The sequence below is a fragment of the Rhabdochlamydiaceae symbiont of Dictyostelium giganteum genome (assembly GCF_964291045.1).
In the GTDB taxonomy this organism is placed as follows: domain Bacteria; phylum Chlamydiota; class Chlamydiia; order Chlamydiales; family Rhabdochlamydiaceae; genus PALSA-1444.
The window spans coordinates 180908-193351 of record NZ_OZ197277.1; the positions used below are offsets into that span (position 1 = coordinate 180908).

The following is a 12444-nucleotide window of genomic DNA, read 5'->3' on the forward strand; positions in this document are numbered from 1 at the left end:
GGAGCAAAAGAGTCTCTTCTATTCTAGCATTTACCAAAGACCCTAAAATCCCTTTGAGTAACCATCAAGAGGAATAAGATATTTTAGATGGTGAAGCTCAAACAAAAAAAACCAGGAATATCTCTGATAACTCTTTTACCGAGTTAGAAGTTGTCTTTCCACAGCCCATAAGCAAAACTAGAATATTAATGAAATCATTATCACTTAACAGGTCCTCCTCAGTTAGCTCTCTAGATTTTTAAGAGCTAGATCATACTCCTATTTATACACAAATGTGTGTGTGGTGGGGCATCTAAATAGTTGCCATTTTTTCTTCGGCGAAAAATAACACATGACTTTTTTGATTCTTGTTTTTAGAATAAATATTTCTTAAGTTGGAAATTATTTATTAAAAAAGGGGTCTATTATGTCTCTTAATAAGCTCATTCCTGATCACATCTATCATCATATCATAGGGCTAGTAAGATATTCTGATCTAAAGCAAGATGTGAAATCTTTAGATGGTAAGACAATATTTAATTGCCGTCTTGTTTGTCAGCAGTGGAATAAGGTCGTTAACCAGTTAATGAATATCCATGATTTAGAAAAAAGAAGCCTATTAATTTTGTTTCAAGGGATACATATAGGATCGCTATCTCCTACAGCATCTTTTAAATTAAATCTTCAACTTTTAAAAATCATCCAGCTTGTTTATCGCGATTTTTTTCCTTTAGTTAAGATAAACCATTTAGAAAATATTCTTTATGAGCTAGATAAGACAAGCCATTTAGAAAATATTTTTTCTCAACATATAAAGCACATGCAAAAATTATTGGCTTTGCCAAATATGAATCAAGATTCTAGAGCGGAATGCTTACAATACTTTATTAAACTTACAGATGCCATCCAATCAAAAGGAACTTATCCTGTGGTAGATAATAAAATGACCTTTTTGACGCTGCCTCAGCACGAAGAAGAAAGAGAGCCTATGAGGATCCTAGGTCATTGTTTTTATAATACAGTGCAGAAATTTTTTCGAGAGGACCTTCTTCAATCACAGATAAAGGAAATGATTGAGAGTTTTTCTCATAAAGAAGAAAGGCTCTATGTATTATTAAAGGGGATTCAAAATACAATGCTCTCTCTTCAAGATTATGAGGGGCTTTCAACTAGGTACCTCCTATATATAGATAGTAACTGTGGCATGTATGATTATGAAAAGCGTGCAGCTCGGGAAGAATATTATCAATATGCAGCGTCTCAAATAGAAGATATTATTAATGAATCGATGCTGGATTTAGGAAAGAGAATTTCTTATCAGAAACAAAATTTAATTTCAGCGCATATTCAACTTGAAACTCTTTCTTTTATGGAAGAGCAGTGCCCAATTAATCAAAAACCTTTTTGGGCAATAGATGTAGAAAATAAATTGTCTCAAGCTTTTGCAAAAGAGCTCAAAGTGATGAAAAGAAGTATTAAAAGCTACTGTCTAATGTATGAACCAGACAAGGCTTTTCAGCTATTTACAAGGGTGAATATTAAGGAAGAGGATTTTTCTTATCTAAAAGAAATCTCCTCAATGATGATTGATCTTATAAAAACATTTCCTGATTTTTCAGAGAGTGAAAATATAAAAAGCCTTTTAGAAAAATACGTTCATCCTGACTATTTTTGGCTTAAAGAAGCGATGTTATTAAGTTTAATAGAAATAGAAAAGCTTAAGCAAGCTCCTTCAGAGTTGACTCTTTTAGAGCAAAAATTAACCCTTCTTTCTGATGAATGGATGAAATCTTCTTTACCTACATTTAAAGCATTATTGATGATGACAGATCTTTACTCTCAGTTAGAAAACTATACAAAAGCTACCCTGTATCTCTCTAAGGCATGGAGAATTTATTCATTAATGGAGAACAATAACAAGTTAAAAGCTTATATTGAACTTATCAAAACAGCAAAAAAATTGCATGAATTAAGCCGGCCTTTAAACTAGATTTTTTTAAAATATTTCGTTATGGAAGAGAAAAAGTGGATGTATAGGATCTGTTTAATATCAATATTTTGAAAAATTAAAGACCTATTTTTCTTTTATTTATTGAGTTAAACGGATAACATTTTTTCACCCAAGTGAGATGTTTATATCACTAGATTAAAAATGCATGCATTCCTTAAGGAGGATAATCATGACCATTCGGCCGCGCTCTTCAAGTTATGAGCATGTACCTAGTCCCGAAATCTCCCTAGAAAATGCTTCATCTTCTATAGCATTAAAGAAAATTAAGCAGTTATCTGCCGAGGCGCCTGAGACAAGTACACCCAGATCTTTTCAAAGACAAGATTTTTTAGAACCTCAAATAAAACAAGATCGTGATTATGCGCTGATGAGTAATCCTGATGTATCTATACGTCAGATAAGGTACATCACGACAAAAAGATGGATTCAAGCAATTGATCATGAACCTCATAATGCAGCTCTCATTTTTAACTACGGGAGAATGCATCCTCTTTTAAAACACGATCAAGAAAGAGGAAGAGATTGCACAAAGGAAGAGCTTTTTGAGCTGACGTGTGATATGAAGTCTTCTCACAAATACATGCAAATGACTCAACAAGAGCTTTATAAACAAGCCATAGAGAAAGGTTTTTCTGATCAACGCCTCCATAAAAATTTAGTTAAAGAATGTATGTTTATTGATTACTCGTCTCTTGGAAAATGTTATTCCCCATCTGGCGTATATCAAGGAACACTTAACTTAACTCCGGTTATCAATAACATGATTAGATTAATCGAACTCAATCCTCATGATGATAGGAATTATGCATTACTTGGAAAGGTGATGAGATATCAGGAAATTCCCAGGCGGCAAAAGAGCCATTCTAACAATGAGAATCAAGAAAAAATCTTATTCCCTTTAGGGATTCAAAAAGAAGAAGAGCTGTATCTTAAAGCGCTTGAACTTAATCCTCGTAATGATGAAGCGTACATAGGACTTGGACTCCTAGCTGAAAAAAATGGGGGTGAAAGAATCCCAGAACCTTATCTTAAGGCGCTTCATCTTAACCCTCATAACTTAGAAGCTGCGATCTTGCTAGCTAGCTGTCAAGGCATCATGGGTCAAGATAAAGACAGAGTCCGACCTATCAGTGACTATACCATCACTTTTCCAGATGGTAGCGTTAAAAATATAGGGACAGTAATTGAAAATGCCGTTCAATACGCTCCGCATTATTTAGCTATTATGCCTCATTGGCATGAGGTAAGAGATCTGACTTTTATGGATCCACAAAAAAATTATTTTTCAATTATTTTAAAAAAGTTCATTGATTCTTCTATTGAGAAGCACATTAAACGCAATACAATAAAATATTTTATAAAATCTATGAAGTGCGCAAGTTATTCCGAATGCTTCCAAGATATTGCAAATTTATTATTTCTTTTAAGTAAAACACATTTAGTTGATAGGTACGAAGATCGAGAATTGATTGAAAATTATTTTAATTCAACGGTTAAATTCGGTCTGTGTTGCGCTAATGGTGCTTCGCTAAACGCAGAATTTTTACAAGCCCACTTTCCTAATGATAAAAAAGCCCTTAAAGAACTTAATCCCTTTTTTATAGAAGGGATTGAGGGAGGCTGGCAGTATTTTCCTCATGCATATTACCATTTAGGAGCGTTTATATCACCTCATGAGACAATTAAGATTGGTGGGCAGTATTTTACACAGCAGGAGCTCTATTTTGAGGCTGCAAGCGAAGTCTATCACATGGAATATCGACGTCCACCAAGTTACTACTATCCACTTGATATTGTGGCAAAAATATTGGGCCACTATGCTCTAACCTTAAAAGAGGAAGATAATGGGAAAGAAGAGATAGAGCAATATGATGTCACATCTTTCAAAAGAAAAGATACCACTTCTTTAACAAAGAAAAATTTGTATCTAAAATCTTTATCCATTGCTTCGCAATCTGCATGGCCCTATTTTTATCTGGGAAAAGAGTTTAAAAATCCTATAGAGATCCAAGGAAAACTATTTAACTCAGCTCAAGAGTTATTTTTAGAAGCTCTTAATGTAGATCGGTATCATGCAGATACCTATCACCATCTAGGTAATCTCTTATCTTCAGAAGAGAGCATCACTTTACAAAGCAGAGTCACACTCACGTGTCAGCAGCTTTACACAAGAGCCATTCAGTTAGGTACCCGGGCACCAGATGCTTATTTCCAAGCTGCAAAGCTGATGAAAAAGGGTCAAGCTATCCTTCTATTCGATGGATTTACCTATCTATCTAAGATCGATCTACTTTTTAAAGCGTTCTCTCTGGATCTTACATCTTCTTACTATTTAAACCAAATCGCTCTCTATTTCAAAAAGCCAAGCTAAGGGATTTATGGCATAGAAGAGTTTTTGATGCAGCAAAGCCTCTCTTCTTTTTAGGGGTTAAAAAGGTTAGCTATTTTAGCCCTGTGTAAACGATGCTCACCTGGATAAAGCAGATCTTGCGGTAAGAGGCCCTAATAGTATTTTTATGATATTTTAAGAAAACTTACAGGTAAAAATAAGAAAAAAAGCCATGATTTTACTCTCTATTGAGGTTTTTCATCATGGCTATAAATAGGACTAAGCTTAAGCCTAAATTGTTAAATAATTGAACTGCTGCTCAAAGAGTTGAGAGGGAGTTTGAGAGGGGGCATCTTTCCAGTAAAACCCTCCACGAGCTAAATCTTGCTGATAGATGATTTTCATAAATAACTGCGCAAAATATCTCGGGTCAGAGGATTGATCTTTTAAATAGAGCCTAGCCTTTTGATCTTTTCTATCCACTTTAGGAATTAAGATTCCATTGATGGATAAGCTGTTTTTTAGATTTTCAGAACAAATCTCCACCTGTTTAATATCACCTGTTTCATCTTTAGTCAGCTGCGCCACTATTTGATGAGAATTGGAATATAAGACCGACTGGATTTCCATAAAACCTCTATAAAAGTTATGACTATTTTTAGTAACTTCATTGTAAAAGAACGATTTCTTTATTTCAATCAGTAAAAACTGAAAGGAACTAACAGATTTATGCTATGCCTTATTAGAATGGTTATTAAAAGAGCTGTTATTAAATTGTGCTAAAGCTGAGATAGGAGATCAAATACCTTGTTAAAATAGAGCCGGGGCTTTTGTTTAATCTCTAGGTATTTGATCTTCCTCAATACGAGGAGTTAGCTTTTCATTCAAACGCGTCAAATTTATTTCTTAATTTTATTGCTAGGGTATGGAGCGTAAATTGTGAAGCCTTTAATCTTAAGGTTTTTCCGACGTAGCGCATCCACATTATCATAGAAAGATTTATCCCAAATTCATCCATAATAGTGGCATATTTTTCGCAGGCAGTTTCTGAGAAAAGGGAATGAATTTCTTGAGCAAAAAAATCAGAGCTACTGAAGACATCAAGATAATCTATTTTAATCCCATCGTTTTTCTGTAAGCAATTTTCATGACTAATGCCATACCCTTTAACGAGGAGATTTCCCTCTTGAGTGTCGTATTGAATCAGTAAGTTACTGCTTGTTCTATTTTGGTTACAAAATAATAAATCAAAAATCAAGATTTTTTGCAGATCAATGAGAGGCAGCAGGGATTTAGGGTTTTCTTTAAGTGTAGAGAGCGGAACTGCATCTATAATAAAAGACGTCGCAATACCTGGCTGATCAAGGAGCTGAATCCCTAAAGATCTAGGAAGGGGAAATTGCTCTTCATAATTGAGAGCTAAGGCGCAGAGTTCATACTGAAGGTGAGTAGGTTCTGCTACAGGTTTAAAGATCCAAGCGGGGATATCTCTTTCATTACGTATGACAAAAAGGTTTTTATCTGAAGAGATTCCTGTCCAATCATGAATCTTATAGAGAGGATTCTCTTGGAGCGTGGACCGAATTCGAGATAAGAGAAGAGGATTACAAAATTGCTTAAGAGGAGGAGGAGAATATAAGGCTGGATAGGTCTTAGTATGTTTCGTATAGGCCTCTTCTATTGCTTGGAAGTTAGTATAGTCTTTCAACCGGGTAAAGCTATGATATAGAGAGGAGAGTGTTTTTAAAGAGCTCGCTATAGGGCGATGCGTGAGCACCATCTTAACGGAGGCTTCTTCAAAATTACCAAACAAGAGCGCGTATTTTTCTGAAAGGACATCTAGAGAAATGTAGTTGGTAGGTAACTTTAAAGATAGCAAGTTATCCATAATCTGCATTATCAGCGTTTCATCGATTGCAGGAGACTCTTCAGATGGACTAGACGAGGCTGTGTGATGACGAGATAGCGTGACAGGGATGGAGCTAGATGACCCAGCTTTTCTTATAGAAGATAGATTCAAGCTTAAATGATTCTTGTTTTCTTGGTGAGAAGATTGAGATCGCTGAATCACTTCTTGAGGGTGCGGTGTATATCTAGGAGGGGGAGTTGGCTCTTCTTCATCTGCATGAGTTGTAGCATTTCTTATAAGGTTCTCATTAACTACAGGATGTTCTCTTAAGGGATTTTCTTCTGCAACTGCATTTAAGAGCGGGGATTGATTCAAGCCCTCTTCATTTTCTAAATAGTGAGGAGTCGGGGTTCTTTCAGGAGTGAGATCATACTCCTCTTCAGATGCATAAATGATTGTATTCTCTTGGCTAAGGTGAGTTTCTACGATAGAGATGCGCTCTACATGTGATGGTGAGGAGTGAATATTTCGGTAAGAGTTAAAATCACTACTGTTATAAGAGCTAAAAAAGCTTTCGACTTTTTTTTCTTCATCTGAGGATTGCTCAGGAGATAATGCCATGTTTGCTGCTACATTCACTCTATTAGCGGTTGTAGTAAGGGTATTTTCAGCATCTAGGAAGCTGGCATCTGATTGAGAAGTGTCACGGTTAATTTGAGCTCTTTTATTCGGATAATTATGAGGAATATGAGTCATTGATATAAGTCCTTTATAGAATCAAAAAATGAAATTTAATTTTAGTAAGTTGTTATTATTACGCATTTATTCTTAATTTTAAACGCATTTGTTTTGTTTAAAAATTCAGGGGTTTCTAGATATTTATGCCCATATCTATTCTAAAAAAAGATAGGAGAGATAAGAGGTTAAAAAAAACTCGATCAGAAGGAAGGGGTTATTTTTTTAATAGTCTGGTAGAGAGCTTAAAACAAACAGGACCACTTTAATGAAAATGAGATGTCTAGCTCAAAAGTTAAAGCTTATTTACCTAAGGTGTGTCATAGAATCAAAGAGAGAGCTCAAAAAAAAATCATGAAGAATGAATTGCTGCGCATCAAATTTGCACTTTATGGCAGCAATTCATCAAGGGGTATTATTGTTGGAAACGTGGACGTTGGTTAAAGCGACCTTTACCACCATTGCCACCACTACGTGGTTCTAAAGAACGTGCAATGTTAACGATAAGGCTTCTTCCACCTAGTTGGTATCCGTTCAATGCTTCGATTGCTTTTTGTGCATCATCAGAACTTTCCATTTCAACAAATCCAAATCCTTTAGATTGACCTGTCACTGAATCTGTTACGATCTTTACAGACGCCACAGCACCAGATTGACCGAAGAGATCAGCTAATTCTTCTTCAGATGTTTTATATGGCAAGCTGCCGACGTACAATTTTTGATTTTGCATAAAATTCCTTTCCTTAACAAGTGCCCAACATGGGGCTTTAAAAAAGCCTGATCGATCTGTTTCCCCTCGACAAACAGTTGCACGTGGGACCTAAGAACTCAAACTCAAGCTTAGTTTACATGAATAAGGCATTGAGATGATAGAGGTATTTTAAAGGAATATAAAAAAAGCAATAAAATAGTATGGGTAATAGCAAATAGTGGTGTTCAAACAGAGGAGAAAGTGCTTAAAGCGCCGTATTACAGGGGTTAAGAGGGCCATATTTTTTTGGTATATAGATTAAACCTACGCATCATTTCTCTGGTATAAGGACCTGGCTTTCCTGATCCAATCAGTTGATGATCAATCGCTACAATCGGCATGACTTCTCTAGTGCTTGATGTCATGAACATTTCATCCCAATCAGAGAAATGGGCTAAAGGAAGAGGTTCTGTTTTAACAGAGATATCAGGGCCTGCACACCGTTTAACAATGTCTCTTGTAATCCCTGGTAAAATTTCAGGAGATTCTGGAGTGATCAAACACCCCCCACTCACAACAAAAATGTTACTTGTTAATCCTTCAAGAACCTCTTCCTTTGCATTCACATAAAGGGCATCATCGGCTTGCTCTAACTTGGCCTTTTGTAAAGCCATAAGAGCTTGTAAATAACAGGTGGATTTAACCTGAGGGAGAGGTCTTAATACACGTGTTGTAATCACCTTAATCCCTTTTTCTAAGCACTCACTTGCAAAAGAGGCAAGGGGTGTAAATAAGATACAAAAGCTTGGGCGAGAAAAAGGAGAGAGATAATCTTCACTTTGGCCAGCAGTGAGAAGAATTTTAACCGCCACCTCAGGGAAGGGGGATTTTGCAATCCCTTCATGAATGAGAGAGGCGATGTGTTCAAGAGAATAGGGGAGCGTGAGATACACGTGATCTGCCGATTTTTTTAACCGATTCAGATGATCATTGAGGTGAAAAGGGACCCTTTGATACGTACGTAAGTAATCAAAGACAGCATACCCTCTTATAATCGATAGATCAGAAAGAGGAAGGGTGGCTTTTGATAATAATAGCCACTCATCATTAAGAAAACATAATCCATCTAACATAAAGCTTAAAGCGTATCACTGAATAGGAGATGATATCAAATACAGAATGGGTTATAGATGGCTATCATAAGAGATGCTTATTTCATCTACCTGAGATAGAAAAATATGTGATATGATTTTTCCTATGAATAAGATTTGTGAGCATTTTTTAAGTTGCGGGGGGTGTTCCTCTCAAGATATCCCTTATGAAGAGCAGCTTCAACGTAAACAAAAGGTCATTGAAGAGCTATTTGCTCCTTTTAAGCCGCTTCCTATTATACCGTGTGAGCACCATGAGAACTACCGCAATAAGATGGAGTTTTCCTTCTCTCAAAATAAAGCAGGAGACTGTTTTTTAGGACTCATTTTGAAGCAATCAAGAGGTAAAGTGTTCAATCTTTATGAATGCACCATTGGACCTTTAGAGTGTAGAGATTTACTTGCAAGGGTAAGGCTTTGGTGGGAAAAAACACAGCTGAGTGCCTTTAACTTTAGATCAGGACTTGGGGCTTTACGGACGCTAACATTTCGGCAGTCTAAAAAAACAGGACAATCGTTAATCATGTTAACGGTTTCAGGAGATCCTCATTTTGCGCTCTCTCAAGAGCAGCTAAATGCTTTTATAGATTGTATTAACGACCCATCCATCTCGGTTTTTCTCCAAATTCATCAAGCCATTAAAGGACGCCCGACGCAGTTTTTCGAGATGCATCTTGCAGGCCCTTCTCACATCATGGAAACTCTGACAGTAGAGGGAAGAGAGTTTACATTTAAAATTAGCCCTAGCTCTTTTTTTCAACCCAATACCCTGCAAGCAGAAAAACTGTATCAAGCAGCCCTTAGGCTCCCTTCTTTTGATGTAGACTCTTGTGTGTATGATCTTTACTGCGGGACAGGGACTTTAGGCATTGTGTGCGCTCCTAGAGTGAAAAAGGTGATCGGTATTGAACTTAACCCTTATGCCGTCTTTGATGGGAAACTTAACGCTGAACATAACGGCATTTTAAATATCGATTTTCATCAAGGAGATGTTGCAGATATTTTAAAATCTCAAGAAACCGAGAAACCAGACGTTGTGATTGTAGATCCGCCAAGAGTTGGGCTCAATGAAGCTGCAATTCAAGAGCTTTTACTCTTAAACCCTTCAGAAATTTTATATATTTCTTGTAATCCTAAGACGCAAGTGAAGAATATTGAGGCACTAACGGGATACACGGTTAAGATTATTCAGCCGGTGGATCAATTTCCTCACACACCTCACATTGAAAATATTTGCCTCCTGACAAGAAAATAGAAAAAATGAAAGCCGAATTTACTTGAAACGATGCAGATTATTGAGGCACAATCAATCGTTTTGAGAAATTTCACCATTCGAGGTTGTGACATGAACAGCAAGCTTTTACAATTTTTTACCGCTAAAGGATTCTTGGCGGATGGATTTAACACGCAAGGACAAGAAAACAATTTACCCCAAACTTTTTTACTGTTTGGATTTGGGATTTTATTTTTCTATTTTCTCTTATGGCGTCCTGAGCAAAAACGGAGAAAAGCAGCAGACAAGCTAAGAGGCTCTTTAAAGGTAGGAGACCGAGTGGTTGCTATGGGAATCATTGGTATTGTAGATAAAGTACAAGAAGACTCTATCGTTTTAAAAATGTGTGATGATTCCAAAATAGAGATGCTGAAAGTTGCTGTTTCAGAGGTTTACCCTGGAACCGAGGAGAGCGCCGATCTACCTCCCTCTTTTCAAGCGTAATGCGTATTCTTTTAAGCTATCTAATAAGGACTCCTTATTAGATAGCTTAAACCATCTATTCAATTCTCCAATCGGTTTGATTTAAGCTCTTAAGCATATTTTTTAGAAGGATTCCAAGATATTGATTTAATTTCTCTGCATTTTCAAATTTCATCATTGTCTTAGGTTGCATCGCTGTTTTTTTTGAGATGAAAGCTTGGTACTGCTTAGAAATAAAGCTTAAATTTGTTCGGAGTTGGCTGATTTTAGGGGATAAAAATGTGTATTTTCCCAAAATGGAACCTGGATCAATGGCTCCTGTAGAGGAATTTAAGTCAGCTAGATACGCTGTAAACTCTTGATCTTGTAAAACCTGAGAGAGATATCCTGAGAGCTTCTCAATTGTGGGAAAGGTGATTTTAGGAGAAGAAGGATTTTTTTGATGTTTTTGCAGGTGCACCTTTAGACTTTGAATATAGGCTTTGAGAGAGACATCATCCAAGGAGGTGGCAATCTTCTTCTGAATCCATGTTCTATAGTCTAATTCTGAATATTTTTCAGGGAATTTCGGATCAAGATAAGCAAGGTTTGTTAAAGCAGATCCAGCAATATTTTTCTTCAAGAGCTTACCTTCAGCCAATTGTTGAAGACCTTGTCCAAATGCCTCAAGACTTTTTAAGGTTTCATCAATGGTTTTTGGAGAAGAGGAGACGGGCTTTTCTTCAAGAAGCGGTTGTAAAGAAGTGGCGGGGGGCGAGAGAGGGGCTTGCTGAATGGGGGGGGAGGTGGAATTTTTTTGCAAAAGCCCCTCTTCTAATTCCTGAATCTTTTTTTCTTGCAGCTCTAGCTGAGAGGCATAGGCAGTTTTAATATCCTGAGAGAGTTTTAAGGTCGCGTGATAATCACGGTGTAGAGTTTTTAATTCTTCAGTTTGGCAGTTGGCAACTTTTTCTAAATGGAGATATTGATCTTTAACCCCGTAAAACCCTTGAGAGAGATTTTGAAGGGTTGCTTTAAGAGTTTGAATAGTGATTTCAAGCTCCTTTTTTTCTTGCTGAAGCTTAAGATAGAGATCTTCTTCTTGACCTAGGTGAGAATAAGTCTTTATAGCGGTGGTTGAAGAAGCTAGCTCTGAATGTGGATGAGAGGCTGTTTGTAAAGAGGGTGTGTTAAGAGATGAGGGCAATATACTCTCTTCTTGATGAATGTCTAATTCTAAAGACGCTTCATCTTCAAGAGAAGATGGCGGTATCGATACTTGGTTAACGTCGATCTCTTGTAGATGAGGATCGCTTGGGTTATGCCTTATTTTCTCCTCCTCATTTATCGTAGAGAAGATGAGACTTACAAGTTTTTGTAACTGCTCAAGGGATGAGGTCAAATCTTTACTCAAAGAAGAGCTATGCATGAAGAGTTTAGAAGACGATTGAATAAGAGATGAGAGCTTTTTGATGCTTTCCTTAAGATCAGATCTTGATTGTAAAGAATGCTCTAAAGAGGAATAAGCATTGATTTTTTGCGTGAGCTGGGTGATGTCTGAGGAGAGAGCTTTAACTTGCTCCTGGACCAAAGAATTTTCTTTTAAGGGAGGGGTAGCGGGAGCTTCTTCTTTCACTGGAGAAGATTTTTTACAGGTTGACCAAGCGAGGCGCACTTTTTGTAAAGTTTGCTGAATATGAGAAGATAGCTGACTCTCTTGGAGTAAATCAGTTTCTTTACCGTCTGTATAAAGCTTCCACTTCCCTTCAGTATAACGCAAAGTTATGGATTCTTTAGATTTTTGAGAATCAAGATTTTGAAGAGTGACTTCATACCGATTAAGAGAGAGTCTATAGCGAGGTGTGATTTGATCTTTAAAAATTTCTTTAGCTATGCATGCCACATGCGAGGTAATATCATATTGCCCTTCTTTTTTTAACAAAGAGAGCTCCTCAGAGGTTAAATCTTTTAGCTGAGTTTTCCCTTGAGGATCATAAGAGCATCTTTGAATATCGATCATGATC

At 36.7% G+C, this 12444-nt stretch carries 9 protein-coding genes; 4 read left to right on the plus strand and 5 right to left on the minus strand.

Features of this window, described 5'->3' with window-relative positions; translation table 11 throughout:
* Window positions 1–406: 406 nt before the first annotated feature.
* Window positions 407–1969 carry a hypothetical protein gene (locus ACI7T6_RS00655; protein WP_404665671.1) on the plus strand — a complete coding sequence of 521 codons (1563 nt, stop codon included), beginning with the start codon at window positions 407–409 and terminating at the stop codon, window positions 1967–1969.
* Between the two features lie 190 nt (window positions 1970–2159).
* Entirely contained in the window at window positions 2160–4361 is a 2202-nt protein-coding gene (locus tag ACI7T6_RS00660) for a hypothetical protein (RefSeq protein ID WP_404665672.1), read from the plus strand.
* Window positions 4362–4610: 249 nt separating this feature from the next.
* Here ACI7T6_RS00660 and ACI7T6_RS00665 read toward each other — a convergent pair whose 3' ends face one another.
* The 4 genes from ACI7T6_RS00665 to ACI7T6_RS00680 all read right to left on the minus strand — a co-directional run bounded on the left by ACI7T6_RS00665 (window position 4611) and on the right by ACI7T6_RS00680 (window position 8727).
* Window positions 4611–4949, minus strand: a complete 339-nt coding sequence (locus ACI7T6_RS00665) for a hypothetical protein (protein ID WP_404665673.1) — start codon at window positions 4947–4949, stop codon at window positions 4611–4613.
* A gap of 250 nt (window positions 4950–5199) precedes the next feature.
* Window positions 5200–6924: a hypothetical protein gene (locus ACI7T6_RS00670; RefSeq protein WP_404665674.1), complete on the minus strand. Its 1725-nt coding sequence runs from the start codon at window positions 6922–6924 to the stop codon at window positions 5200–5202.
* A 394-nt stretch (window positions 6925–7318) separates the two neighbouring features.
* Window positions 7319–7633, minus strand: a complete 315-nt coding sequence (locus ACI7T6_RS00675; RefSeq protein ID WP_404665675.1) for an RNA recognition motif domain-containing protein — start codon at window positions 7631–7633, stop codon at window positions 7319–7321.
* 248 nt (window positions 7634–7881) lie between these two features.
* On the minus strand, window positions 7882–8727 hold the full coding sequence (locus ACI7T6_RS00680) for an aminotransferase class IV (protein ID WP_404665676.1): 846 nt from the start codon (window positions 8725–8727) through the stop codon (window positions 7882–7884).
* A 124-nt stretch (window positions 8728–8851) separates the two neighbouring features.
* Here ACI7T6_RS00680 and rlmD point away from each other — a divergent pair, with 124 nt between their 5' ends.
* Together rlmD and yajC are read left to right on the plus strand one after the other, a co-directional pair.
* Window positions 8852–10000 carry a 23S rRNA (uracil(1939)-C(5))-methyltransferase RlmD gene (gene rlmD, locus ACI7T6_RS00685; RefSeq protein WP_404665677.1) on the plus strand — a complete coding sequence of 383 codons (1149 nt, stop codon included), beginning with the start codon at window positions 8852–8854 and terminating at the stop codon, window positions 9998–10000.
* Window positions 10001–10090: 90 nt separating this feature from the next.
* Window positions 10091–10462 (plus strand): preprotein translocase subunit YajC, encoded by a 372-nt coding sequence (yajC, locus tag ACI7T6_RS00690; protein WP_404665678.1) that lies wholly within the window; start codon window positions 10091–10093, stop codon window positions 10460–10462.
* Window positions 10463–10517: 55 nt separating this feature from the next.
* On the opposite strand, the gene ACI7T6_RS00695 is transcribed toward yajC, so the two are convergent.
* Window positions 10518–12440 carry a hypothetical protein gene (locus tag ACI7T6_RS00695; protein ID WP_404665679.1) on the minus strand — a complete coding sequence of 641 codons (1923 nt, stop codon included), beginning with the start codon at window positions 12438–12440 and terminating at the stop codon, window positions 10518–10520.
* Window positions 12441–12444 lie beyond the last annotated feature (4 nt).

Excerpts from the sequence above, each read along its gene's own strand:
- ACI7T6_RS00655 (WP_404665671.1), top strand. The coding sequence starts at position 407 with ATGTCTCTTAATAAGCTCATTCCTGATCACATCTATCATCATATCATA.
- ACI7T6_RS00660 (WP_404665672.1), top strand. The coding sequence starts at position 2,160 with ATGACCATTCGGCCGCGCTCTTCAAGTTATGAGCATGTACCTAGTCCC.
- ACI7T6_RS00665 (WP_404665673.1), bottom strand. The coding sequence starts at position 4,949 with ATGGAAATCCAGTCGGTCTTATATTCCAATTCTCATCAAATAGTGGCG.
- ACI7T6_RS00670 (WP_404665674.1), bottom strand. The coding sequence starts at position 6,924 with ATGACTCATATTCCTCATAATTATCCGAATAAAAGAGCTCAAATTAAC.
- ACI7T6_RS00675 (WP_404665675.1), bottom strand. The coding sequence starts at position 7,633 with ATGCAAAATCAAAAATTGTACGTCGGCAGCTTGCCATATAAAACATCT.
- ACI7T6_RS00680 (WP_404665676.1), bottom strand. The coding sequence starts at position 8,727 with ATGTTAGATGGATTATGTTTTCTTAATGATGAGTGGCTATTATTATCA.
- rlmD (WP_404665677.1), top strand. The coding sequence starts at position 8,852 with ATGAATAAGATTTGTGAGCATTTTTTAAGTTGCGGGGGGTGTTCCTCT.
- yajC (WP_404665678.1), top strand. The coding sequence starts at position 10,091 with ATGAACAGCAAGCTTTTACAATTTTTTACCGCTAAAGGATTCTTGGCG.
- ACI7T6_RS00695 (WP_404665679.1), bottom strand. The coding sequence starts at position 12,440 with ATGATCGATATTCAAAGATGCTCTTATGATCCTCAAGGGAAAACTCAG.